At 55.8% G+C, this 26,214-nt stretch carries 17 protein-coding genes and 1 pseudogene; 11 read left to right on the forward strand and 7 right to left on the reverse strand.

What is annotated here, in order from left to right; genetic code table 11:
* The first annotated feature begins 5 nt into the window (after nt 1-5).
* The 6 genes and pseudogenes from bcsB to Y71_RS00990 all read left to right on the forward strand — a co-directional run bounded on the left by bcsB (nt 6) and on the right by Y71_RS00990 (nt 12,374).
* Nucleotides 6-2,397: pseudogene (gene bcsB / locus Y71_RS00965) on the forward strand (cellulose biosynthesis cyclic di-GMP-binding regulatory protein BcsB).
* A 6-nt stretch (nt 2,398-2,403) separates the two neighbouring features.
* A complete protein-coding gene (gene bcsZ / locus Y71_RS00970; RefSeq protein ID WP_007369588.1) occupies nt 2,404-3,510 on the forward strand; it encodes a cellulose synthase complex periplasmic endoglucanase BcsZ in 1,107 nt (368 codons plus the stop codon).
* Nucleotides 3,492-6,989 (forward strand): cellulose synthase complex outer membrane protein BcsC, encoded by a 3,498-nt coding sequence (gene bcsC / locus Y71_RS00975; RefSeq protein WP_007369589.1) that lies wholly within the window; start codon nt 3,492-3,494, stop codon nt 6,987-6,989. The genes bcsZ and bcsC overlap by 19 nt, the downstream gene beginning before the upstream one ends.
* Before the next feature lie 223 nt (nt 6,990-7,212).
* The gene (gene hmsP, locus Y71_RS00980) at nt 7,213-9,219 is read left to right on the forward strand and encodes a biofilm formation regulator HmsP (protein ID WP_035941980.1); all 2,007 of its coding nucleotides are present in this window, start codon (nt 7,213-7,215) and stop codon (nt 9,217-9,219) included.
* A 157-nt stretch (nt 9,220-9,376) separates the two neighbouring features.
* Nucleotides 9,377-10,663: a dicarboxylate/amino acid:cation symporter gene (locus Y71_RS00985; protein ID WP_007369591.1), complete on the forward strand. Its 1,287-nt coding sequence runs from the start codon at nt 9,377-9,379 to the stop codon at nt 10,661-10,663.
* A gap of 217 nt (nt 10,664-10,880) precedes the next feature.
* Nucleotides 10,881-12,374 carry a M16 family metallopeptidase gene (locus Y71_RS00990; RefSeq protein WP_007369592.1) on the forward strand — a complete coding sequence of 498 codons (1,494 nt, stop codon included), beginning with the start codon at nt 10,881-10,883 and terminating at the stop codon, nt 12,372-12,374.
* 44 nt (nt 12,375-12,418) lie between these two features.
* Here the strand turns inward: Y71_RS00990 and kdgK are convergent, their stop codons facing one another.
* On the reverse strand, nt 12,419-13,354 hold the full coding sequence (gene kdgK, locus Y71_RS00995; protein ID WP_007369593.1) for a 2-dehydro-3-deoxygluconokinase: 936 nt from the start codon (nt 13,352-13,354) through the stop codon (nt 12,419-12,421).
* A 232-nt stretch (nt 13,355-13,586) separates the two neighbouring features.
* Between kdgK and pdeH the strand changes: the two genes are divergently transcribed.
* Nucleotides 13,587-14,357: a cyclic-guanylate-specific phosphodiesterase gene (gene pdeH, locus Y71_RS01000; RefSeq protein ID WP_007369595.1), complete on the forward strand. Its 771-nt coding sequence runs from the start codon at nt 13,587-13,589 to the stop codon at nt 14,355-14,357.
* 65 nt (nt 14,358-14,422) lie between these two features.
* The gene (locus Y71_RS01005) at nt 14,423-16,477 is read left to right on the forward strand and encodes an AsmA family protein (protein ID WP_007369596.1); all 2,055 of its coding nucleotides are present in this window, start codon (nt 14,423-14,425) and stop codon (nt 16,475-16,477) included.
* 38 nt (nt 16,478-16,515) lie between these two features.
* Here the strand turns inward: Y71_RS01005 and Y71_RS01010 are convergent, their stop codons facing one another.
* From Y71_RS01010 to Y71_RS01020, 3 genes are all read right to left on the reverse strand, one after another.
* A complete protein-coding gene (locus Y71_RS01010; protein WP_007369597.1) occupies nt 16,516-17,832 on the reverse strand; it encodes an MFS transporter in 1,317 nt (438 codons plus the stop codon).
* Between the two features lie 273 nt (nt 17,833-18,105).
* Nucleotides 18,106-19,137 carry an inner membrane protein YhjD gene (yhjD, locus tag Y71_RS01015; protein WP_007369598.1) on the reverse strand — a complete coding sequence of 344 codons (1,032 nt, stop codon included), beginning with the start codon at nt 19,135-19,137 and terminating at the stop codon, nt 18,106-18,108.
* 54 nt (nt 19,138-19,191) lie between these two features.
* Complete coding sequence (locus Y71_RS01020; protein ID WP_035941981.1) at nt 19,192-20,088, reverse strand: LysR family transcriptional regulator; 897 nt, start codon at nt 20,086-20,088, stop codon at nt 19,192-19,194.
* 118 nt (nt 20,089-20,206) lie between these two features.
* Between Y71_RS01020 and Y71_RS01025 the strand changes: the two genes are divergently transcribed.
* Complete coding sequence (locus Y71_RS01025; RefSeq protein ID WP_007369600.1) at nt 20,207-20,965, forward strand: SDR family NAD(P)-dependent oxidoreductase; 759 nt, start codon at nt 20,207-20,209, stop codon at nt 20,963-20,965.
* 44 nt (nt 20,966-21,009) lie between these two features.
* Here the strand turns inward: Y71_RS01025 and Y71_RS01030 are convergent, their stop codons facing one another.
* A complete protein-coding gene (locus Y71_RS01030) occupies nt 21,010-21,408 on the reverse strand; it encodes a YdeI family stress tolerance OB fold protein (RefSeq protein ID WP_007369601.1) in 399 nt (132 codons plus the stop codon).
* A gap of 68 nt (nt 21,409-21,476) precedes the next feature.
* The gene (locus tag Y71_RS01035) at nt 21,477-22,013 is read right to left on the reverse strand and encodes a GNAT family N-acetyltransferase (RefSeq protein ID WP_007369602.1); all 537 of its coding nucleotides are present in this window, start codon (nt 22,011-22,013) and stop codon (nt 21,477-21,479) included.
* 158 nt (nt 22,014-22,171) lie between these two features.
* Between Y71_RS01035 and Y71_RS01040 the strand changes: the two genes are divergently transcribed.
* Nucleotides 22,172-23,761 carry an STY4199 family HEPN domain-containing protein gene (locus Y71_RS01040; RefSeq protein ID WP_007369603.1) on the forward strand — a complete coding sequence of 530 codons (1,590 nt, stop codon included), beginning with the start codon at nt 22,172-22,174 and terminating at the stop codon, nt 23,759-23,761.
* A 69-nt stretch (nt 23,762-23,830) separates the two neighbouring features.
* Here Y71_RS01040 and Y71_RS01045 read toward each other — a convergent pair whose 3' ends face one another.
* Nucleotides 23,831-25,480 carry an alpha,alpha-trehalase gene (locus Y71_RS01045; RefSeq protein WP_007369604.1) on the reverse strand — a complete coding sequence of 550 codons (1,650 nt, stop codon included), beginning with the start codon at nt 25,478-25,480 and terminating at the stop codon, nt 23,831-23,833.
* Between the two features lie 295 nt (nt 25,481-25,775).
* Between Y71_RS01045 and Y71_RS01050 the strand changes: the two genes are divergently transcribed.
* Complete coding sequence (locus Y71_RS01050) at nt 25,776-26,183, forward strand: GNAT family N-acetyltransferase (RefSeq protein ID WP_007369606.1); 408 nt, start codon at nt 25,776-25,778, stop codon at nt 26,181-26,183.
* Nucleotides 26,184-26,214 lie beyond the last annotated feature (31 nt).

Consider the following 26,214-nt stretch of genomic DNA (forward strand, 5'->3'; position numbering starts at 1 on the left):
ACGCGATGAAAAGAAAACTTTCCTGGATTTGTGCTGTGGCGGTAGGGGTTAAGCGCCCTGACTCCGATGATGACTTCTGCCGCGCCCTCGCTTCCGGCGCCTAATGTCCCGGCTGTCGCACCGGCTACGGATCCGGTTGCAACGCCTGCACCGCAGCAAGCTGAATCGCTAACGCCAACAACGCCGACCGCAGGGAATGTTGTGGGCCAGGTGATGCCGGGCCTGCCAGGCGCTAATGCGCCAGTGGTGGCGGCAGATTCGCCATCCCGCGACGTCAAACTCACCTTCGCGCAGATCGCACCGCCGCCGGGCAGCATGGTGTTGCGCGGCATTAACCCGGACGGTGGCGTTGAGTTTGGCGTTCGTAGCGACGAAGTGGTGTCAAAAGCGGTATTGAACCTTGAGTACACGCCATCGCCATCGCTGTTGCCGGTACAATCCCAGTTAAAGGTTTATCTGAATGATGAGTTGATGGGCGTTTTGCCGGTCACCAAAGAGCAGCTCGGTAAGAAAACGCTGGCGCAGGTGCCGATCAACCCGCTGTTTATTAGCGATTTCAACCGCGTGCGGCTGGAGTTTGTTGGCCACTATCGCGATGTTTGTGAAAACCCGGCCAGCAGCACGCTGTGGCTGGATATCGGTCGCAGCAGTTCGCTGGAGATGACCTACCAAAGTCTGCCGCTGAAAAACGATCTCTCCCACTTCCCGGTGCCGTTCTTCGACCCGCGTGATAACCGGGCGTTAACTCTGCCGATGGTCTTTGCCGGTGCGCCGGACATCGCGCAGCAGCAGGCTGCGGCGATCATCGCTTCGTGGTTCGGTTCACGTGCCGGCTGGCGCGGCCAGACTTTCCCGGTCTCTTACAACAGTCTGCCGGATCGTAATGCTATTGTTTTCGCCACTAACGATAAACGTCCGGATTTCCTGCGTGATGCGCCTGCGGTGAAAGGGCCGACCATCAGCATGATCAACCATCCGGATAACCCGTATGTGAAGTTGCTGATCGTGATGGGGCGTGACGATAAAGATCTGTTGCAGGCGGCAAAAGGTATCGCTCAGGGGAACGTGCTGTTCCGTGGCGATAGCGTCACGGTGGATGACGTTAAGCCGCTGCTGGCTCGCCAGCCGTATGACGCGCCGAACTGGGTGCGTACTGACCGCCCGGTGACCTTCGGCGAGCTGAAAACCTATGAGGAACAGTTGCAGTCCACCGGGCTGGAGCCGTCGTCCATCAACGTGTCGCTGAACTTGCCGCCGGACCTCTATCTGCTGCGCAGCACCGGTATCGATATGAATCTCAACTATCGTTATACCGCGCCGTTGACCAAAGATAGCTCGCGCATGGATATCAGCCTGAATAACCAGTTCCTGCAATATTTCAACCTGACCAGCAACCAGGACACGAACCGTCTGTTGCTGCGCCTGCCGGTACTGCAAGGTCTGCTGGACAGCAAAACGGATGTGTCGATTCCGGCGCTGAAACTGGGGGCGGTCAACCAGTTGCGCTTCGACTTCCAGTATATGAATCCCATGCCGGGCGGCAGCATCGATAACTGCGTGACGTTCCAGCAAGTACCGAACCGCGTGGTGATTGGCGACGACTCAACTATCGATTTCTCGAAGTATTACCACTTTATCGCCATGCCGGATCTGCGTGCCTTTGCTAATGCAGGCTTCCCGTTTAGCCGGATGGCGGATCTGTCGCAAACCCTCATTGTCACTCCGGTGCAGCCGACGACAGCACAGGTTGGTACGCTGCTGGATACGCTTGGCACCATCGGCGCGCAAACCGGCTTCCCGGCCATTAATATGCAACTGACCAGCGATGCCAGCCAGCTGCAGGGCAAAGATGCCGACATCATGATCATCGGCTCGATTCCGCAACCGTTGAAGAATGACGAGAAGATCGACCTGCTGGTGAATGCGACGCAAAGCTGGGTGAAAACGCCGCTGCGCCAGTCGCCATTCATGGCGAGTGAAACGGATGCCGCCGACCGCAAAGCCGATACGAAAACGGCAGTCAGTTCCGATGGCCCAATGGCGGCAGTGATTAGCTTCCAGTCGCCATTTAACGATCAGCGCAGCGTTGTGGCGTTGCTGGCGGACAGCCCGCGCGGCTACGAACTGCTGAACAATGCCATGAACGACAGCGGTAAACGCGCGGCGATTTTTGGTTCAGTGACGGTGATCCGTGAATCCGGTGTTAACGGTCTGCGCGTGGGCGATGTTTACTATGTCGGTCACTTGCCGTGGTTTGAGCGTATCTGGTATGCGCTGGCGAACCACCCGGTACTGCTGGCCATTCTGGCTGCGGTCAGCGTTGTATTGCTGGCATGGGTACTGTGGCGCTTGCTGCGGATTATCAGCCGCCGCCGCCTTGATTCGGACCATGAGTAATCAGTAATGAAGGCGCTACGTTGGGTGGTGATGATGGCGCTGATGCTGGCGGCGATGAGTACGCGCGCCGCCTGCACCTGGCCTGCCTGGGAGCATTTTAAACAGGCCTATATCAGCGATGGCGGACGGGTGGTGGACCCAAGCGATGCGCGCAAAATCACCACATCGGAAGGGCAAAGCTATGCGATGTTCTTCGCGCTGGCCGCCAACGATCGCAAGGCATTCGATAACCTGCTGCAATGGACGCAAAACAACCTGGCGCAAGGCTCGCTCAGCGACCATCTTCCTGCCTGGCTGTGGGGGAAAAAAGACGAAGAGAGCTGGACGGTGCTGGATACCAACTCGGCTTCCGATGCCGATCTCTGGATCGCCTGGTCACTGCTGGAAGCCGGGCGCTTGTGGAGAAACGATGCTTACACCCGCCTGGGGGAAGCGCTGTTAGATCGCATCGCCAAAGAAGAGGTGGTGAAGGTGCCAGAGCTTGGGTTGATGTTGCTGCCGGGAAAAATCGGCTTTGCCGATGACAGCGCATGGCGTTTTAACCCCAGCTATTTGCCGCCGCAACTGGCGAGCTATTTCACCCGTTTCGGCGCGCCCTGGACAACGCTGCGCGAAACCAATCTGCGGCTGTTGCTGGAGACCGCGCCAAAAGGCTTTTCGCCGGACTGGGTGCGCTATCAAAAGGGGCAGGGCTGGCAACTTAAAAGCGAAAAGACGCTGATCGGAAGCTACGATGCGATTCGCGTCTATTTGTGGGCTGGCATGCTGAATGACAGCGACACGCAGAAAGCGCGGTTGCTGGCGAAGTTTAAACCGATGGCGACGGTCACAAAGAAAAATAACGTGCCCCCGGAAAAAGTGGATATAGCGACCGGCAAGATCCAGGGTAACGGGCCGGTCGGTTTTGCCGCGGCACTGTTGCCATTTTTACAGGATCGTGATGCCCAGGCCCGGCAGCGGCAGAACGTCGCAGACCATTTTCCCGGTGACGATGCCTACTACAGCTATGTTCTCACCCTGTTTGGACAAGGGTGGGATGAGCACCGTTTTCGTTTCACCCCTCGTGGTGAGTTACAACCTGACTGGGGCCAGGAATGCGTAAGTTCACAGTAAGTCTTCTCTGTTTCTCACTTGGCCTCGCGCTGGCGCCAGCCGCGCGCGCGGCGGATACCGCCGCGCAGCAACAGTTGCTGGATCAGGTGCGCCTGGGGGAAACAACCAAACGCGAAGATTTAGTTCGTCAGTCGCTCTATCGCCTTGAACTGATCGATCCGAACAACCCGGAGGTGATTGCCGCCCGTTTCCGCTATTTGCTGCGCCAGGGCGACAATGCAGGCGCGCAGCAGCAGCTCGATCGGATGAAGCAACTGGCACCGGAATCCGCGGCTTACCAGTCCTCTCTGCTTGCGATGTCGCTCTCCACGGCGGAGGGGCGTCAGGCGTTGCAGCAGGCGCGTTTGCAGGCCACCACCGGGCATACGCAGGAGGCAATTGCCGCCTACGATGCGCTGTTTAAAGGTCATACGCCGGATGGCGATTTGGCGGTCGAGTACTGGGTACTGGTGTCGAAAGTCCCGGCGCGCCGTGCGGAAGCCGTGAATCAGTTGAAACGGCTGAACGCCCGTTATCCCGGCAACGATCAGTTGCAAAACTCGCTGGCACAGTTGCTGTTTGCCGATGGTCGTGACGCGGAAGGCTATGCTGTGCTGGAGCAGATGGCGAAATCGAGTAATGGACGCAATGCTGCTGCCACACTCTGGTATCAGCAACTTCAGAACATGCCGGTCAGTGATGCCAGCGTGAAAGCGTTGCAGCATTTTCTGACGATCTTCAGTACGGGCGATGCCGTTGACAGCGCCCGTACGCTGCTGGCTACGCAGCAAAAACAGATGGCCGATCCGGCGTTTCGCGCTCGCGCCACGGGCCTTGCGGCAGTGGATGCCGGTAAAGGTGCGCAGGCGGTGGGGGAATTGCAGCAAGCGGTTAACGCTAACCATAACGACAGCGAAGCCGTGGGCGCGCTGGGGCAGGCATATTCTCAGCGGGGCGATCGCGCCCGTGCGGTCACGCAGTTTGAGAAAGCCATCGCCATGGATCCAACGAGCGGCAGCCGCAGCAAATGGGAAAGTTTGCTGAAAGTGAACCGCTACTGGCTGCTGATCCAGCAGGGTGATGCGGCGCTGAAAGCCAATAATCCGGCGCAGGCCGAGCGGCTTTACCAGCAAGCACGCAGCATTGATAACACCGACAGCTATGCGGTGCTGGGCCTCGGCGATGCGGCGGTGGCGCGCAAGGATAACGCGGCGGCAGAGGGTTTCTATCGTCAGGCATTGCGCATGGACAGCGGCAACAGCAACGCGGTGCGCGGTCTGGCGAACATTTACCGCGCCCAGTCGCCGGAGAAAGCCGAACGTTTTATTCAGTCGCTCTCCGCCAGCCAGCGGCGCAGCATTGACGATATTGAACGCGGCATGACCAACGATCGTCTGTCGCAGCAGGCCGAAGCGCTGGAAAACCAGGGTCAATGGGCGCAGGCAGCGGAGTTGCAACGTAAACGGCTGGCACTCTCGCCCGGCGACGTCTGGATAACTTATCGACTGGCCAGTGATTTACGCCAGTCCGGAAGGCGTGGCGAAGCCGATTCGCTGATGAGCCAGCTGGCTGTGCAAAAGCCGGACGATCCGGAGCAGGTCTTTGCTTACGGGCTCTATCTGTCGGGCAACAATCAGGAATTGGCGGCGCTGAACCATCTCAACGGGCTACCGAAAGCAAAATGGAACAGCAATATTCAGGAGCTGGCCGACCGGCTGCAAGCCAACCAGTTACTGGAGAAGGCGAACAGGCTACGGGACAACGGCGACGAAGTGCAGGCGATTGCCTTCTTAAACCAGCAACCCGCTTCCACGCGTATTGATTCAACACTGGCTGACTGGGCGCAGCAGCGCGGTGACTTCAGCGCGGCGCGGCAATATTACCAGCGCGTACTTGACCGTGAACCGGCCAATGAGGACGCATTACTTGGCCTTGCGGAAGTGTATACCGCAGAAGGCAATAAGATGGCGGCGCGCGATCAACTGGCAAAACTGCCTGCGCCGACAGCGGCGCAGCCGCGTTCCATCAATACCCAGCGGCGGATTGCGCTGATGCAGGCGTCGCTTGGTGATAGCGCCAGCGCGCAGCAGGCTTTCAGTGCGCTTGTACCGCAGGCTAAATCCCGGCCGCCATCCATGGAGAATGCGCTGGTACTGCGCGATGCCGCTCGTTTCGAAGTGCAAAATGGCGAACCGCAGCAGGCGCTGGAAATCTGGAAAGATGCGATGGTTGCCTCCGGTATTACCACCACGCGCCCGGCGGATAACGACAGCTTTACCCAACTGACGCGCAACGATGAAAAAGATGACTGGCTGAAGCGCGGCGTGCGCAGCGATGCGGCGGATCTTTACCGCCAGCAAGATGTTAACGCCACCCTGCAACATGACTACTGGGGTTCCAGCGGTACGGGCGGTTATTCTGACCTGAAAGCGCATACCACCATGTTGCAGGTTGATGCGCCGCTATCAGACGGGCGCATGTTTTTCCGTACCGACGTCGTCAATATGGATGCCGGGAGTTTTGCCACCACCAATGGCACTTACGATCCAACATGGGGGACATGTTCCGCTACACCGTGTAGCGGCAGCACCAGCCAGACCGCGAACGGCGCGAGCGTTGCCGTCGGTTGGCAAAACCGTACCTGGGCGGCGGATATCGGCACCACGCCGATGGGATTTGATGTGGTCAATGTGGTCGGCGGCGTGAGTTACAGCAGCGATCTCGGCCCCATTGGTTATACCGTTAACGCGCACCGGCGTCCGATCTCCAGCTCACTGCTGGCCTTTGCCGGGCAGAAAGACCCGAATACCGGCACCACCTGGGGCGGCGTACGCGCGACCGGCGGCGGGGTCAGCATCAGTTACGATAAAGGTGAAGCTAACGGCGTCTGGTCGAGCCTGAACGCCGACACTCTCACCGGTAAAAACGTCGAAGATAACTGGCGCGTTCGCTGGATGACCGGTTACTACTACAAGCTGATCAACAAAAACAACGAGCGGTTGACCATTGGCGTCAACAATATGTTGTGGCACTACGATAAAGATCTGAGCGGTTATTCGCTCGGCCAGGGCGGTTACTACAGTCCGCAGCAATATCTCTCCTTTGCTTTGCCGGTCAACTGGCGCAAACGCACGGAAAACTGGTCGTGGGAGCTGGGTGGTTCGGTCTCGTGGTCGCACTCGAAGACCGATTCGATTCTGCGCTATCCGTTGCAGAACCTGATCCCGGATAACCAGTTCTTCCCGGACGGTACGGCAATGTATGCGGATAAAGATAATTTAGGCGCGGGCAGCAGTTCGAATGGTTTCGGTTATACCGCAAGGTTGCTGGTGGAGCGGCGCGTCACATCGCACTGGTCAATTGGTGCTGGCATCGATATTCAGCAGGCGAAGGATTACACTCCAAGCCACGGCATTCTGTTCGTGCGGTATTCAATGGCGGGCTGGCAGGGCGATATGGATATGCCTCCGCAGCCGTTGACGCCGTACGCTGACTGGTAATACAAGAACATTCCTGGCGGGATACGCGGTAAAGACAGGCTGTCGATACTGCGGTTAACCGCCAGATATTCAAACTGTTATCTTCCTTTTCTGCCGTTGTTTCGCCCGCGAAAACGATCTATCAGCCCGTTTATCTAACCGCATTGCGATCGAGTATACTCTGGCGTCAGAGTTTACTGTGTTAGCTCTGAACTCATGGCTTTGTGTCTCTGGAGAAGTAATTTTGCGTGTCAGCCGTTCTTTAACCATTAAACAGATGGCCATGGTTGCCTGTGTTTCCATGGTGTTTGTTTTTATTTTCTGCGTTATTTTGCTGTTTCACTTCTTACAGCAGAATCGCTATAACACGGCTACGCAACTGGAAAGCATTGCCCGCTCTGTGCGTGAACCGCTCTCGGCGGCCATTTTGAAAGCCGATATCCCCGAAGCGGAAACCATCCTGAAACAGATTAAACCGGCGGGCGTGGTCAGCCGGGCGGATGTGGTGTTGCCGAATCAATTTCAGGCGCTGCGCGTACGCTTTATTGCGGAACATCCGGTGCCGATCACCATCACCCGCTTTTTCGAATTACCGATCCAGATTACGCTGCCGATTTACTCGCTTGAGCGTCCGGCGAACCCGCAGCCGCTGGCGTATCTGGTGTTGCAGGCGGATTCCTGGCGCACCTACAAATTTATCCTCAGCACGCTCTCTATGTTAGTAACGACTTACTTACTTTTGTCGCTGATGATTACCGTGGCGATTACCTGGTGCATTAACCGGCTGATCGTCCATCCGCTGCGCAAACTCTCTGCCGAACTGAACGCGCTGTCCGCGCAGGAAAGCATTGGTCACCAGTTAACGCTGCCCGGCCACCACTTTGATGATGAAATCGGCGTTCTGGTGCGCAACTACAACCGCAACCAGCAGATGCTGCTGCGCCAGCTTGAAGAGATGAATATCCAGTCTACCCGCTTCCCGGTTTCGGAGCTGCCCAACAAGGCGTTCCTGATGGCGATGCTGGAGCAAACCGTGGCCCGGCAAAAGCCGACGGCGCTGATGATTGTCTCCTGCGAAACGCTGCGCGACACCGCCGGTGTGTTGCAGGAATCCCAACGTGAAGCACTGCTGGTCACGCTGGTTGAGAAGCTGAAATCGGTGCTTTCTCCACACATGATGCTGGCGCAGGTCAGCGGTTATGACTTTGCCATTATTGCCAACGGCGTTCAGGAACCGTGGCATGCGATGACGTTAGGTAAGCAAGCACTCACTGTCATTAATGAACGTGTTCCACTGAACGGTATTCAATTGCGGCCTAACGCCAATATCGGCGTGGCAATGTTTTATGGCGATCTGAGCGCCGGGCAGATTTACCATCGCGCCATGTCCGCGGTGACCAGCGCACAGCGTAAAGGGAAAAACCAGATCCAGTTCTTCGATCCTGAGCAGATGGAGCTGGCGCAGCAGCGGTTAACGCAGGAGAGCGATATCCTCACCGCCCTTGATCAGGGAGAATTTGCGCTCTGGCTTCAGCCGCAGGTGGCGATCGACAGCGGTGAACTGGTTAGCGCGGAAGCGTTGCTGCGGGTTCGCCAGCCTGATGGGAGCTGGGATTTACCGCAGGGGTTGATTGAACGCATTGAATCCTGCGGCCTGATGGTGACCGTTGGTTACTGGGTGCTGGAAGAGGCCTGCCGTCTGCTGGCCGCCTGGCAGTCGCGCGGCATTATGTTGCCGCTGTCGGTTAATCTCTCGGCAATCCAACTGCTGCATCACGATATGGTACCGGACATGCTGGCGCTGTTGAATCGCTACCGAATCGCCCCGCAGACGATGATCCTTGAAGTGACGGAAAGTCGCCATATTGATGACCCGAAAGCCGCCGTGGAGATCCTGCGTCCGCTGCGTAATGCCGGGGTACGCATTGCGCTGGATGATTTCGGCATGGGCTATGCCGGTCTGAGTCAACTTCATCATATGAAATCACTGCCGGTGGATATGCTGAAGATCGATAAAATGTTTGTTGAAGGTTTGCCGGAAGACGACAGCATGGTGTCGGCCATCATTCATCTGGCGCGTAGCCTGGAGCTGCACATTATCGCCGAAGGCGTAGAAACGCAGGCGCAGCGGGAGTGGCTGGTGGCGGCTGGCGTGGAAGTGGCGCAGGGCTTTTTATTTGATCGTGCAACGTCGGCGGATCAGTTTGAACATCGCTACCTTGCCGCTTCGGAAAGGGTTGAAAAATCCTAAATTGTTACGAGGTTGTGCGAGTCAGTTCAAACTTTTAACATTGTTGTTTCTGATTTGATGTAAGTTCATTTCTGTCATGTTTATCGGGTGTTATTTTTAAACCGCAGGCTTAATGAAAGCCCTAAAAAGCCTGAGGTTTTAATTTCAAGGACACCTTATGAAAACCTCCCTGTTTAAAAGTCTCTACTTTCAGGTTCTGACGGCAATCGCCATCGGTATTTTACTTGGCCACTTCTACCCTGACATCGGGGCGCAGATGAAACCTCTTGGTGACGGCTTCGTGAAGCTCATCAAGATGATCATCGCCCCCGTGATCTTCTGTACGGTTGTTACCGGTATTGCCGGTATGGAAAGCATGAAGGCTGTAGGTCGCACCGGTGCGGTTGCGCTTCTGTACTTTGAAGTCGTCAGTACGCTGGCGCTGATCATCGGCCTGATTATTGTTAACGTGGTGCAACCCGGCGCAGGAATGAACGTTGATCCGGCGACGCTGGATGCAAAAGCCGTGGCCGTTTATGCCGAGCAGGCAAAACAGCAGGGGATTATCGACTTCCTGCTGGATGTGATCCCGTCCAGCGTTATCGGTGCCTTCGCCAGCGGTAATATCCTGCAGGTGCTGCTGTTTGCCGTGCTGTTTGGTTTTGCGCTGCACCGTTTGGGCCACAAAGGCCAGCTGATTTTTAACGTTATTGAAAGCTTCTCGCAGGTCATTTTCGGCATCATCAATATGATCATGCGCCTGGCACCAATTGGCGCTTTCGGCGCGATGGCTTTCACCATCGGTAAATACGGCGTCGGTACGCTGGTGCAACTGGGGCAGCTCATTATCTGCTTCTACGTCACCTGTATCCTGTTCGTGGTGGTGGTGCTGGGGTCGATTGCCCGCGTGACCGGATTCAATATCTTTAAATTTATCCGCTACATCCGCGAAGAGCTGCTGATTGTGTTGGGCACTTCCTCGTCGGAGTCTGCGCTGCCGCGCATGCTGGAGAAGATGGAGCGGCTGGGCTGCCGTAAATCGGTGGTGGGGCTGGTGATCCCAACGGGTTACTCGTTCAACCTCGACGGAACCTCCATTTACCTGACGATGGCGGCGGTATTTATCGCGCAGGCCACCAACAGCCATATGGATATTGTCCACCAGATTACGCTGCTGGTGGTGTTGCTGCTCTCTTCCAAAGGCGCAGCAGGAGTGACGGGCAGCGGGTTTATCGTGCTGGCGGCGACGCTTTCTGCGGTCGGCCATCTGCCGGTGGCCGGGCTGGCGTTGATTCTGGGTATCGACCGTTTTATGTCCGAAGCGCGTGCGTTGACCAACCTGGTCGGTAACGGTGTGGCGACGATCGTGGTGGCTAAATGGGTAAAAGAGCTCGATCAAAAACAGCTTGTCGATACGCTGGATAATCGTACAAGCACCGCGAAAACGCGCGAAATCTCCTCGTAATTTCAGCACTTAAGCCAGCAGCCCTTGTCGGACTGCTGGCTCCTGCGCATAATTGACCCCTGTCTCCGTTACCATTCATGATGAGTTTTCGGGAAAATTCGCTTCGTGTTGTGACGTTTTGCGTTTCCTGCGGTCTAAAAGCGAAGTGTTTTTATCTCTCTTTAGCCTCCTTCTGGCGGGCATACTTTTTAACCAGGAATGTTGATTAGGGGTTCACATGCAGGGCACAAAAATTCGACTGTTAACGGGCGGTTTGCTGATGCTGGCAGCTGTCGGTTATGTGCAGGCAGATGCGCTCCAGCCCGACCCGGCCTGGCAACAGGGGACACTGGCGAACGGTTTTCAGTGGCAGGTATTGGCCACGCCGCAGCGTCCCAGCGATCGCATTGAAATTCGCCTGTCTATTGATACCGGTTCGCTCGCCGAAAGTACGCAGCAGAGCGGCTACACCCATTTTATTCCCCGCGTCGCACTGACCCACAGCGGTAGTCTTGAACCGGCGCAGGTTCGTTCGCTGTGGCAACAAGGGATCGACCCTAAACGCCCGCTGCCGCCGGCGCTGGTCTCCTATGAATACACGCAGTACAACCTGAGCCTGCCGAATAACCGCACGGACCTGCTGAAAGAAGCGCTGGTCTATCTGGCGGATGCGACGGGCAAACTCACCATTACGCCTGCCACCATCAGTCACGCGCTCGCCAGTAACGATATGGTGGCAACCTGGCCTGCGGATACCAAAGATAGCTGGTGGCGCTACCGTCTGAAGGGTTCGTCGCTGCTGGGACACGATCCCGCCGAAACGCTGAAAGAGCCGATTGATGCGGCACAGCTGAAAGCGTACTACGAAAAATGGTACACGCCGGACGCGATGACGCTGGTAGTGGTCGGCAATGTGGACAGCCGCGCGGTGGCCGAGCAAATTAGCAAAACCTTCGGCGAGCTGAAAGGTAAACGCCAGACGCCAACGCCGGTGGCCACACTTTCTCCGCTGCCGCGCCAGGCGGTCAGCCTGATGAGCGAGTCGGTGACCCAGGATCGATTGTCGATTATGTGGGATTCCGCCTGGCAGCCAATCCGCGAATCCGCAGCGCTGGAACGCTACTGGCGTGCAGATTTGGCGCGCGAAGCGCTGTTCTGGCATATCCAGCAGAACCTGACGAAAAATAACGCCAAAGAGATCGGCTTGGGCTTTGATTGCCGCGTGCTGTTCCAGCGCGCGCAGTGCGCCATTAATGTCGATACGCCAAACGACAAGCTCAGCGCCAATGTCGGTGTGATCGCGCGTGAACTGGCGAAAGTCCGTGAAAAAGGTCTGCCGGAAGAGGAGTTTAAGGCGCTGATTGCGCAGAAAAACCTTGAACTGCAAAAGCTTTTCGCGACCTACGCCCGCGCCGATACCGATATTTTGATCGGCCAGCGGCTGCGCTCGTGGCAGAACCAGGTGGTGGATATCGCGCCGGAGCAGTACCAAAAGCTGCGTCAGAGCTTCTTAAATGGCCTTACGCCGGAGATGCTGAATCAGGATTTGCATCAGCAGTTGTCGCAGGATATGGCGTTGATTCTGATGCAGCCGAAAGGCGAGCCGGAATACAACATGAAAGAGTTGCAGGCAACGTGGGATGACGTGATGCGTCCGGCAGGTTCCGCAGCAGCGCCTGCAGCGGGTGACGACGGGCATACCGATGTGTCGGATATCCCGCCGCAGCAGTAATGTGTGCCCTCTCTCTTCCGCAAGGTTGAGAGGGGGCAGAAGCTTTACTCTGACTTTGGCATTGCTTCGCGCGGAATAATCGCCCCGCGATACTGAATGACCGTACTGGCCGTTAAGTGACCACGTTTTGCCGCTGCCGTGGCATCGCCGCCGGTCAGGCGTACGGCCAGGTAGCCCGCGCTGAAGGAGTCACCTGCCGCCGTTGTATCGATCACTTTCTCTTTCGGCAGTTTCACGGCCGGCACTTCAACCAGCGCTTCACCGGCAATCGCCACCAGGCAAGAGTCTGCGCCGCGCTTAATCACCACTTCTTTTACGCCTGCGCGCTGCGTGCGTTCGATAACCTCTTCGACCGGTTTTTCGCCCCACAACAGATCTTCATCGTCCAGCGTCAGGAACGCGATGTCGGTGCAGGCCAGCATTTGCTGATAGACCTGGCGCGTCTCTTCTTTGCTGGCCCACAGGCGCGGACGGTAGTTGTTATCAAAAATGACTTTGCCGCCGTTGGCGCGGCAGGTTTGCAGCAGAGACAGCAGCTTGTTGCGGCTGGCCGGGCTTAAAATCGCCAGGCTGATACCGCTCAGATAGAGATAGTCGAATGACGCCAGTTCTTCGCAGATTGCCGCAGACTGCTCGCTCTCCAGCCAGAATTTCGCCGCTGCTTCGTTGCGCCAGTAATAGAACGTGCGCTCGCCAGTGCTGTCGGTTTCGATGTAGTACAGGCCCGGCAGGCGGTTTTCCATGCGCTGCGTCAGACGGGTATCGACATCTTCGCTCTGCCAGGCGTCGAGCATCTGCTGGCTGAAATTGTCGGCGCCAAGTGCCGTAACGTAGTGCACAGAAAGCGCTGACGGATTGACCTGGCGGGCGATATAAACGGAGGTGTTAAGGGTATCGCCACCAAAGCCACGATTAACTTCTGCGCCTTTTTGTGACAATTCGATCATGCATTCGCCGATAACGGCAATTTTCCTGGACATAGTCGTGAACCTGGATCAGATAAATTAACAGTAGTGTGCGTTTTGCGTGAAGCGTGGTCAATCATATTAAAACAACGTTCCAGTATTTTTTTGAGCTAAACCCTGTTCTGCGCAGATTCCTGCATCCTGGTTTTTAATTTTGCCGAAAAGCAGGACATAAAGTTCTTAGTCGTAGCGCCGATAACCCTTTGACGAGTTGTTCCAGCTCATCCCCATCGACAGGACACCAGACATGAAGTTAAAGCAGGTCATCCAGCGGCTAAACATTCCTGAAGCGAGCATTGAAAGCCTTGAGGAGCGTCGCTATTGGCTGCAATGCGAACGTGCTTATACTTATCAACCCATCTATAAAACCGATGGTCGTCTGATGGCTGTTGAAGTATTGACCATTGTGACGCATCCGTCACAGCCGGATCAGCGAATTGCCCCCGATCGTTATTTCAGCCAAATCCCCGTGCGCCTGCGCGTAGAAGTGGTACATGAGCAGGTCGAATTGCTGGCAGAACAGCGCACTTTCTTCGCTGATAACGATGTGCTGGCTTCGGTCAATGTCGATGGCCCGACGCTGCTGGCGATGCGCGAGAATACGCGACTGATGGCGCTGGTCGAGTCGCTGCCGTGGATCCGTTTTGAACTGGTGGAGCACATTCGTTTACCGCAGGATTCTACCTTTGCGTCGATCAGCGAAATTGGCCCGCTGTGGCTGGATGATTTCGGCACCGGAATGGCGAATTTCTCGGCGCTGAGCGAAGTGCGTTACGACTACATCAAAGTGGCGCGCGACCTGTTTATCATGCTGCGTAAAACTCCGGAAGGGCAAAACCTGTTCACCATGCTGTTGCAGTTGATGAACCGCTACTGTCAGGGCGTTATCGTTGAAGGGGTTGAAACCCTTGAAGAGTGGCGCGATGTGCAGGAGTCTCCGGCTTTTGCGGCGCAGGGCTATTTTCTGTCGCGTCCGGTTCCTCTGGCCCGACTTGAACATGTGATACTCGATTTGTAATTCCGCCCTTTCAGTGAGCCTAAACTATCTTTATGAGAGGTAAGGCTTAAGAGGAAAGGGAAACAATGACAAAAACGCGTAAAGCGATCACCGCTGTTATAGCCACCGTACTGTTACTGATTGTGGTTGCCGTCGTTATCATCGCCACCTTCGACTGGAACCGCCTGAAACCCACCATTAATGAAAAAGTCTCCGCCGAACTGAATCGTCCGTTTGCCATTCGTGGCGATCTGGGCGTGATCTGGGAGCGGCAAAAAGAGGAGACCGGCTGGCGCAGTTGGGTGCCGTGGCCGCATGTTCACGCTGACGATATTATGCTGGGCAATCCGCCGGGCATTGATGAAGTGGCCATGGTTCATCTGCCGCGTGTAGAAGCCACGCTGGCGCCGCTGGCGCTGCTCAGCAAAACGGTCTATCTGCCGTGGATCAAACTGCAACAGCCGGATGCCCGCCTTATTCGCCGCTCAGAAAAACTCAATAACTGGACCTTCACCCTCGCCAGCGACACCAATAAAGAGACGAATGCACAGCCCTCTTCATGGTCATTTCGCCTTGATAACATTCTCTTCGATCGCGGGCGTATTGCCATTGATGATGCGGTGACGCGCGCTGATATCGAGATCCTCGTCGATCCACTCGGTAAGCCGTTGCCATTTAGCGAAGTGACCGGCAAAAACGATGGTAAAACGAAAGCGGGCGATTATGTCTTTGGCCTGACGGCAAAAGGGCGCTACAACGGACAGCCGCTCTCCGGGACGGGGAAAATCGGCGGCATGCTGGCGCTGCGTAGCGAAGGAACGCCTTTCCCGGTGCAGGCGGATTTTCGCTCCGGCAATACCCGCGTCGCGTTTGTTGGTACGGTCAACGATCCGCTGAACATCGGCGGCGTCGATCTGCAACTGAAGTTCGGCGGCGATTCGCTGGGCGATCTGTATGACTTAACCGGCGTGCTGTTGCCGGATACGCCGCCGTTCGAGACCGACGGTCATCTGGTGGCGAAGATCGACAGTGAAAAAGGCTCGGCATTTGATTACCGCGATTTCAACGGCCATATCGGCGACAGCGACATTCACGGCTCGCTCAATTACACCACCGGTAAACCGCGCCCGAAACTGGAAGGCGATGTCGAGTCGCGCCAGTTGCGGCTGGCGGATTTGGGGCCGCTCATTGGCGTTGATTCCGGCAAAGGGGGGCAGCACTCCACACACAGTGAGCAGCAAAAAGGGGAAAAATCGGTGCAACCGGCGGGCAAAGCGCTGCCGTACGATCGTTTTGAAACCGATAAATGGGATGTGATGGATGCCGATGTCCGCTTTAAAGGCCGTCGTATTGAGCATGGTTCAACGTTGCCCATCAGCGACCTCTCCACGCACATCATCCTTAATAACGCTGACCTGCGCCTGCAACCGCTGAAATTTGGCCTCGCGGGCGGCACTATCTCATCGAACCTCCATTTTGAAGGGGATAAAAAACCGATGCAGGGCCGCGCAGAGATCCAGGCGCGGCGGCTGAAGTTAAAACAACTGATGCCGAACGTTGAGCTGATGCAAAAAACACTTGGCGAGATGAACGGCGATGCGGACATTCGTGGCGTCGGGAACTCGGTCGCCGCGCTGCTCGGCACCAGTAATGGCAATCTCAAGCTGCTGATGAATGACGGGCTGGTGAGCCGCAATTTGATGGAGATCCTCGGCCTGAACGTGGGCAACTATGTTATCGGCCAGTTGTTTGGCGATGACGAAGTGCGGGTCAACTGCGCGGCGGCCAATCTGGATCTGACGAACGGCGTGGCGCGTCCGCAAATCTTCGCTTTCGACACCGAAAATGCGCTAATTAATGTCACCGGCACCGCCAGCTTTGCTTCTGAGCAACTGGATTTAACCATCGATCCGGAGAGTAAAGGCATTCGTATCGTGACGCTGCGCTCGCCGTTGTATGTGCGCGGTAGCTTCAAAAATCCGCAGGCCGGGGTTAAAGCCGGGCCGCTGATTGCGCGCGGCGCAGTAGCCGCGGCGCTGGCGACGTTAGTGACTCCGGCGGCCGCGTTGCTGGCGCTGATCTCGCCCTCAGAAGGGGAGCAAAATCAGTGCCAGACGATTTTGACGCAGATGAAACATTAAGAATTGACCCTCTCGCCGGTGGCGAGAGGGAGAAAGGATTACAGCGACTGGTGTTTAGTTTCGTGGGTCAGCAGCAGTGCAATCAGCGTTAACCCCGCCATGGCCGCCAGGTAGAACCCGACATACATCAGGCCGTAATTCGCCTGCAACCAGGTGGCGATATACGGTGCCACGGACGCGCCGAGAATGGACGACACGTTATAGGAGAATGACGCACCGGTATAACGCACTTCGGTCGGGAACAGTTCCGGCAGCAGTGCGCCCATCGGGCCGAAAGTCAGCCCCATCAGGCTTAAGCCAATCAGCAGGTAAGTCATCACTAGCGCCGGGTTACCGGAACCCAGCAGCGGCGGGAAGACAAACAGCGCGAACAGAATGATAAGCGTGGTGATGATCACCATGCTTTTGCGACGGCCAAACGCATCGGCCAGCAGGCCCGCCACCGGCACCATCACGCCGAAGCCAATCACTGCCATCATCAGCATCCACAGCACTTCATTACGCGGCATGCCAAGCCCCTGCGGCGAGGTGCTGAACGTCATTGAATAGACCGTCATGATGTAGAACAGCGTGTAGGTTGCCAGCATGATAAAGGTACCCAGCACCGTCACGCGGACGTGTTTGGTCAGCAGCGTACCCAGCGGAATTTTGACCTGTTTTTTCGCTGCTGCGACTTTGGCGAACACCGGCGTTTCATGCAGCGAAACGCGTACATACAGGCCGATCAGCACCAGTACCGCAGAGAAGATAAACGGTACGCGCCAGCCCCAGTTCATAAACTGTTCGTCGGTCAGCAGCCAGGAGAGCAGCAGGAACGTGCCGTTCGCGAAGAAGAAGCCGATTGGCGCGCCCAACTGCGGGAAAGAACCGTACAGCGCGCGTTTGCGCGGCGGGGCGTTTTCCGTGGCCAGCAGCGCTGCGCCGCCCCACTCGCCGCCAAGCCCCAGACCCTGGCCAAAACGGGCCAACGCCAGCAGCAACGGCGCCATTACGCCGATCGTTTCGTAGCCCGGCAGCAGGCCGATCACCACGGTAGAGATGCCCATGGTCAGCAGCGATGCCACCAGCGTCACTTTGCGGCCAACGCGGTCGCCGAAGTGGCCAAACACTGCAGAGCCGATCGGACGCGCGATAAAGGCAATGGCGAAGGTCGCCAGCGATTGCAGCGTGGCTGCCGTTGGGTCGCCCTGCGGGAAGAAGATATGCGGGAATACAATCACCGCAGCGGTTGCGTAAATATAGAAGTCGAAGAACTCGATGGCGGTGCCGATCAGAGAAGCAACGACGACTTTATTGCGTGAGTTTACCGGTGGGTTTTCCTGCTCGTTGTCGAAAGTGGTAGCTGTAGCTTGCATAGAATTTTCTTATTTTTGCGCGAACGAACAGCCATATTAGCCACAGCAAAAGCGACATTTCAATCTGTAACAAAACGGCAGATCGCATGAAAAATACGCAAAAAGCGGATAATTTTCACACGTGCGATTTCTCTTCCATGAAATGCTTCACATATTTTATAAATTAGTGAATAAAACTGGTTTTCGGTTAAATAAAAGTTACGGCCTGGATTTTCATGCTAAAAAGCGAGAACGGGCTGATATTTTACATTTTCACTCAGCCCGATCGCGAATTTAGTGGCGGGTTTTATCCGGCATGCGCTGATCACCTTTGTATTGCGCAGTGGCAATCCATGCGGCGCAAAACAGCGTCAGGCGGGCAAAGAAGTAGAAGAACGCCATCAGCCCAAGGACTGAACCAAACGCCGCGCCGGAGGGCGATTTCACCAGCGATGGCAGCGTCCAGGTCATTACGATTTTGATCACCTCAAAACCAATGGCAGCGATAAAGGTGCCGCGGATCAGCGCTTTTTTGCGCGGGCGATGACGCGGCAAGCGCCAGAAAATCCAGAAAAAGAGCAGATAGTTGGCGAATATCGAGATCACCAGGCCAATCAGCCGCCAGGCCGGTTTTAGCCACTCGATATTGTCGAGATAGAGCGCCGAGATAATCATCTGCTGCGCTGAGCCAGCAATCGAGGTGATCGACAACGTGATAATCAGGGCTATCAGCAGACCAATCAGCGAAATAAAGTCGCGGAAATATTTCACCCAGATTTTCTCCGCGTCCTGGGCATTACGCTCCCAGACATCGCGCGACTGGGCGCGAATTGCCTCGCGCAGGTTGCCCATCCAGTTCACGCCGGAGTAGAGGGCGATGGCCAGCCCGACAATCCCCACCGTAGTGCGCTGTTGTACGGCAATATTGATGGTGTTCTTCAGCATTGCCGCCATGGTCGGATCGCTGACGCTCAACACAATTTTGTCGAAGATGTCCTGTAACAATGTTGGATGCGAGGCCAGCACAAACCCGGCGGCGGCAAACGAGACCATCAGAATCGGGATCATCGACAGAAAAGAGAAGTAGGTGATGGCCGCGCCAAACTGGTTTCCCATACGATCATTAAAGCGTTCTGCGGCGCGGATCAGGTGCGCGATGACGGGAAGGCGCTGGAGTTTTTGCGCCGTGCTGGTCACCGTCGCCAGCGTGCTGCTGACTTTTCCTTCCGTGGCGTTCTTCTGCTGTGCAGGCTGTTCCGTCATTTTCCTTACGGGTTCATAGTCGAGGTCTTGCGTCGGGCGTTTTTCATGATTTTCCGGCGTCATCAGCGCTTTTTTCCTTCTCCTGAATATGTCTGTAACGGAAATTATAGCCTGGCGCTAATCGACATAATCTTTCAGCGCTGTCACCAGCCACTCCATAAACAGATGTACGCGGCGGGAGAGATTGCGGCGGTGCGGGTAAATCAGCGAGACCGGCATCGGCTCGGCGCGATATTGCGGCAGGATCTCTACCAGCTTTCCGGCGCGCAGCGCTTCGCGCACGCCGATACGAGGCACCTGAATAATCCCCAGCCCGGCAAGGCAGGCGGCCTGATAGGTTTCGGTGCTGTTGACTGTCAGAATGCCGCCGGTTTTTACCCACCGCGTCTGCTTATCCTGCCAGACTTCAAAACCTTGCGGACGCGTACCGAGATTCACCGTGTAATGCACCAACGCATGAGAGGACAAATCATCCAGATTTTCCGGGTAACCGAAACGCGCCAGATAATCGGGGCTGGCGCAATTAATGACCGATAACCGACCCAGCTGGCGGGCGATTAAGCCGGAATCTTTCAGCGTACCAACGCGTACCACGCAGTCGAAGCCTTCGCGGATGATATCCACCAGCCGATCGCTGCTGCTCAACTCCAGTTCAATACCGGGGTACTGCTGCACGAAAGCGGGCAAGCGCGGCACCAGATTCTTCGCCACACCGACCGGCATATCCACGCGCAATCGCCCGCTGATGCTGGAAGGGTCGTGCAAAAACAGGCCGTCCAGCTCGTCCATATTCGCTAACAGATCTTTTGCCCGCTCGTAATAGACCATGCCGTCCTGCGTGAGCTGTACCCGGCGGGTGGTGCGGTGCAACAACTGGGTGCCGAGATGGGTTTCCAGCGCCTGAATCTGGCGAGATACGCTACCTTTAGGTAATCCCATTGAATCCGCCGCCCGGGAAAAACTCTCCAGTTCCGCGACGCGGATGAACAGTTGCATTGCGTAAATTTTATCCATGTTGACACTCTATTGTTGTCGTGAGCGAAACAGTGAAGCTTAATTTAGCATCTTTATTGTTTCTGTCTCAGTTAATAAGCTTTTCTCACTCTCTACATCAGCGAAAACGAGGTTCCTTATGACACAACCTATTGCATTAGTGACAGGTGGCAGCCGTGGGCTGGGTAAAAATGCGGCCCTGAAGCTGGCAGCGAAGGGAACGGGCATTATCCTGACCTACAACAGCAATGCCGAAGAAGCACAGAAAGTCGTACGCGAAATTGAACAAAAAGGTGTAAAAGCTGTAGCATTGCAATTGAACGTCGGCGATATTTCGAGTTTTGCTGCCTTTACCCATGAAGTCCATGAACAGTTGAAACAGGTCTGGCAGCGTGAGACGTTCGATTATTTATTGAACAATGCCGGAATCGGCATTCGCGCGGCGTTTGCTGAAACCACCGAAGCGCAGTTTGACCAACTGGTGAACATCCACATGAAAGGGCCATTCTTCCTGACGCAGAATCTGCTGCCGCTGCTGAAAAATGGCGGTCGCATTCTTAATGTTTCCAGCGGCCTGACGCGTTTTTGCCAGCCAGGATATGCCGTTTATGCGTCAATGAAAGGGGCGATGGAAGTATTGACCCGTTATCAGGCAAAAGAGCTTGGCGCGCGCGGAATTGCAGTGAATATCATCGCGCCGGGCGCTATCGAAACCGATTTTGGCGGCGGCCAGGTGCGTGATAATGAGCAGATTAATCAGTATATCGCTGCGCAAACCGCACTAGGGCGCGTAGGTCTGCCGGACGATATTGGCGATGCGATGGCAGCGTTGCTGAGCGATGAGCTGGGCTGGATGAACGCGCAGCGCGTGGAAGTTTCTGGCGGTATGTTCCTGTAAAATAACGACGCCCGGCGGGCTTCTGGCTGCCGGGCGCGCATTGGCTACTGTTTCTGAAAATGCGTAACCCGGATAAACGCGGGCTGCTGCTTTTTATCCAGCGAGCCGCTGATACCGACGAGTTCATCCGGCGATACGGATTTGCCGTCAAATAGCGCCAGCGGAATCACTACGTTTATCTCGCCTGTTTTATCGCGAAGCAGGTAGCGATCCTCGCTCTCCTTTTTCACCAGGTTGCCGCGTAGCGAGACGGATGCGCCGTCATGCATGGCTTTTACGTCTTTGATGGTGGAACTTCGCGCATCTTCCATTCCACGGTAGCCATCCTCCATTTTGTGTGGCGGCGGCGGGGCTTTATCGGTTTTCAGGCCGGGTGAATCTTCGGCGAATGCCGTCATGGAGAACAGTGTTGCTACACAGAGGGTGAGCACAGTTTTCTTCATAACTTCTCCTGTCAGTTGCCGGAACACGTCTTTAAGCCTGGCAGAAGGGCGTGCGATGTGCTGATAAATTAGCCTTTTTCTGTATATTCATGGCGCAGTAAGCCAAACAGCCAGTCGTTATGCCACGCTCCCGCCAGCCACCAGGCCTCCCGCAGTTCACCTTCCAGTACAAACCCTGTTTTTTCCAGTAAACGGCGCGAAGCCAGATTCCCGGCGGTAACTGTGGCGACCAGCCGACGAATACCGCCCTGGTTAAACGCGTAATGACACAGGGCGGTAAGGGATTCCTGGCCGTAACCTCTGCCCTGCGCTTGCGGCGCAAACAGGAACCCCACTTCGGCGCAATCATCCTCACGGTGGATATAGCCGGTCACTCCCAGTGGCGCGTTGGTGGCGTTATCGCGTACCAGCAAACAGAGCCAGTGCGGGCTGCCGGGGTGCCATTCAGGCAGACGGGCGTCAAACGCCGCGCGGATCTCCTGTTCACTGCGGGTATCCGAAACGTAACGCATCACATCGGGGTGCTGTTGCAGCGCAAGAAAAAAGGGCCAGTCCTCTTCAGACAGCGGCGAACAGGTCAGTCTGGGCGTATGAAATATAAGCATGATGAATGTCTCCAGCCGTTTTTTTTTAGGCGTTGAAACCAGTATCACTGATCATAATCCTTAAGTGGTCTATCTTTTAACTACACGTAATTAAAGAAAAAATTCAGCGCTGACATTGGCCAGATAATTATTTCTTAAGTTGTACTTAAAGGAAAATAATGACAAGTAACGCCCCTGTTAATACGGGTGAACAGTTTGAAAAATGCATTGCCGTGATTCGCCAGGCGTCCGTCGAAATTCTGTTATTACTGAATGTCCGTTTCGACGAGGGTAAAGATCCGCGCTGGTTTTTAGAACAACTTGATATTGCGCGCCTGAGTATGGGTGGCTGGGGCGCGGTGGCTAAACGACTTAAACTCAACGATGCGGAATTAACACAGTTCACTTTGCAGCTCCGTCATTTGCAGCAGCTTGTCCCGCGCTATGAGAGCGGGCAGAACGTGACGGAAAATCAACTGATTGCCGCGCTCCGCTTTGTTAGTGCGCTGGAAAATCTGCGTACCCGGCAGCCGTTACTCAGCTACAGCACGTCGCTCGAAGTGGAGGAGAACCAGCAGCAGCGCGCTCAGCAGCAACTGCGCGCGCTGGAGATAATGATCACCTCGCTGGTGGCGCAGGCGTGGCCGGATACGGAACGACTGCGTAACCATTTGAAAATGCAGTTTGGCGCCGATCATGTGCGCCGCTGGCTGCGGCTGGGCGATCGCGACGATGTTTTGAGCGGGATGCGCTTTAGCGAGCTGGCGTTGTTGCTGGTGGATAAAAAAGAGTTCAGCCAGCATTACGCCCGTTTGTTTAACGATAACGCGGTATTAAACCTGTATCTGGAAACGCGTAAAACGTTGCACACGTTCCTCGACGATGTGCGGCACATGCGCGCTTTGGTCGTGGCGGGACAGCCGCTGACCTCCAGTCAACTCAGTTTACTGGATAGCTACTATCCGCAGATTACGGGGCCGGTACAACGCGCATGGGAAGAGGGGCGCACCACAACTAATCCCGCTGAAATATTGCGCGAGGCGGGCGATAACTTAGACGCTTTCTGGGAGCAGGCGCGGAAAAAAGACCGCGCCGCAGGAGGTGATGCGATGCCAATGCGTGACAGTATCGACAGACCGGCTAAACGCCCGGTACGTAGCCGTGAAGAGCGGGAGCAGCTGTTTGTCAGCATGTTATGGGGTTCGGTGGCCGTGGTGGCGCTGATCGTGGCGATTGGCGGCTTCTGGCTGTTCCTCAGTGATGTTCAGGCACCGATGGCGCGCGGCAGTGGCATTACGGTGCCCATTTCGCAGGATAAGGAAAAAATCTCGCCGAAAGAGGAGCTGAGCCGCATGGGGCTGCCGCGCGACGAGAACAACTTCCGCGCGGCAATCGATCGTAACGATACGCGCGTGGTGTCGCTGTTTTTGCGTACCGGAATGAACTGGAAACTGTCGTGGACGGAGCAGGCGGTGGCGGCCAATTATACCGAGGTGCTGGATATGCTGCTGCGTTACCGGATACAAATGGATGAGAGTCGCCCCTGCCGTCGGTTTATCAGCACGTTGACCCATGAAATGGCGGTGAATAACAAGGGGTTGTCATCGATCGGGAAAAGTTATTTACGGGCATTTTGCACCATAAAACCGGTGGTTGAGCGTCAGCGTTATGAGATGGAACAGGCGCAGTTGCGTTACCAGGCAGAGCCGGGTGACGAAAACCGTAAGTGGGCGGATATTCAGACCGCCATTTATAACGCCATCAATTAAGATGGCCTGATAAGCGAAGCGCCATCAGGCGTTTAGCCCGATGGCGCAATTAACGAAAGGCGGCGAGCATTACGGCTCGCCGTACAGCCCGATTAACCGGCGCACCACGCCGTTTGTCCAGCCGAAACCGTCCTGCAACGGGTATTCCCCCCCGCCCCCTTCGCGCGGTGTGCTGCTGGCAATATGGTACTTCTCGATCAGCTTGTGGTGATTCTGGTAGTAGTGATTCACCGTTTTCAGCCAACTGCGGGCGATCTCGTCACCCAGCGCGTCGTTACCGTAAAGCTTAAAGCCCTGCACCGCCATCCACTGTAATGGCGCCCAGCCGTTGGGTTTATCCCACTGTTCGCCAGTTTCATATTCCGTCGCCAGAATGCCGCCAGGTGTGAGCAGACGATTTTTCACCGATTCCGCCAGCCGATCCGCCTGTTCATGCGTCGCCATACCGACGTACAGCGGCACGATACTGGCGGCGGAGAACAGCGCCATCTCTTCTCGGCGCCAGTCGTAATCGCGGTAGCAGCCATTCTCCTCATCCCACAGATAGCGGTTAACCGCCGCCCGGCGATCGCTCGCTTTCTGGCGGAATTCCGCTTCACGCTCGCGATCGCCTTTCAGCCCGGAAATATTGGCGATCGCGCTTTCCAGTTTGAACAGAAAGGCGTTCAAATCGATGGGAATAAACTGCGTGGTGCGAATGCTCGCCAGCCGGTGCGCGTCACGGAGCCAGCGGGAAGAGTAATCCCAGCCGGAGGCGGCACCTGCGCGCAAGTCGCGATAAACTTCATTCGCCGGGCGACCAGAGTGGCGGGCGGTTTCCACGTCCTCCAGCCAGGATTCGTCTCGTGGCGTATCGCGATCGTCCCAGTAACGGTTAAGCAGCGAACCGTCCGGCATCCGCACGACATGGCGGTAAGCCTGGTTCAGCACCAGCGATTCCGCGCCATCCATCCAGAAAGCGTACTCCATCAGCAGATGTTCAAGGTAGCGCCGCGCGCCGCGCACGCCATCCTCTTCGAACAGTTCCACCATCAGAGCGAAAACCGGCGGCTGCGAACGGCTCAGATAGTAAGTCCGGTTGCCGTTCGGAATATGGCCGTAGCGTTCGATCATCCACGCGAAGTTATCGGCCATACAGCGCAGCAGATCGTCACGGCCGCTCTCCGCCAGCCCCAGCATGGTGAAGTAAGAGTCCCAGTAGTAGGTCTCTCTGAATCGACCGCCCGGCACAATGTATGCCTGCGGCAGCGCCAGCAGCGATGACCACGGAATATGATCCTGTGGCTCGCGGGTCAGCACCGGCCACAGATTGTCGATATGCTCTTTCAGCGAATGCTCCGGATTGGAAACATACTCTTTAGTCGTGTTTTCCGGCAGCCAGAAATGCGCTTTCACGAACTGCTTCAGGTCGAACTCGGGTTTGCGTTTAATTTTGCGATAGCGAATCAGAATGTCGAGCGGATCCCGTTTCGGCGCACAGTCGGGGAAGGTTTTGCTGTCGGCAAAGAGACGTGACGACTGCACGTGTTCAAACAATTCAAGGTAACGATCGGCAGGCGTCAGCGCATCGGACGCCGGCAGCCCTTCGATCATTTCGGGTTCCGGCTCCGCTTCAATCATTTCATCCAGTTTTAACTCGCACGGATCGGTTTCATAGAGAAGCTCTTCTTCGATGATAAACTCGACGTTTTCTGCGCTTTGTAGTTTCTGGTTGAACATAGTGGCTCTGGCCTCCGGATGTCGTCGTAAAAAATGACGGGTGTGTCCCGGCTATCTATAAAGCGTAGACATTCGCTTCGATCTCTGGGGGATGAAATGTGCGTTAGATCACGTTTTGTTTCCCGTTACGCGCAAGCAAAAATTAAGCAACCTATTGATTAATTTTATTAAAATTGGAAAACGGATCGGATAACGCAGCGGCGGCTTTCAGAGTAATCAATTTGCAACGATTTATGAATAATCGCCCCTGCACGCTTACATTGCCCGGAAGCCCCATTAAAGGGAGAGAGAACCCGTGAATTTCGCCACTATTACGTTAGAGCAATGTCTGGATATTCGCCAGGCGGTACTGTGGCCGCATCTGGAGCGCAATGCTTCACGCGTGGAGGGCGACGAAAGCGCCGCACATTTTGGCGCGCTGTTCAATGCTCAGGTGGTGAGTTGCCTGTCGGTGTTCATCATCGGCGAGAAGCGTTGCCAGATCCGCAAATTCGCCACTTTGCAGGCGTATCAGCAGCAGGGGTTTGGCGGTTTTCTGTTTCAGTCGGTGCTGGATAAGCTGATGCAGGACGGGGTGAAAACGGTCACTCTGGACGCCAGAACTTCGGCGGCAGGGTTTTATACGCGCTTCGGTTTTGCCCCAGAGGGTGAGACGTTTTATAAAAAAGAGGTGCAGTACATTCGGATGTCGCGCACGCTGTAAAACACCCGGCGGCGTTCACCGCCGGGCTGTG

It is taken from the genome of Kosakonia radicincitans DSM 16656, assembly GCF_000280495.2.
GTDB lineage: Bacteria > Pseudomonadota > Gammaproteobacteria > Enterobacterales > Enterobacteriaceae > Kosakonia > Kosakonia radicincitans.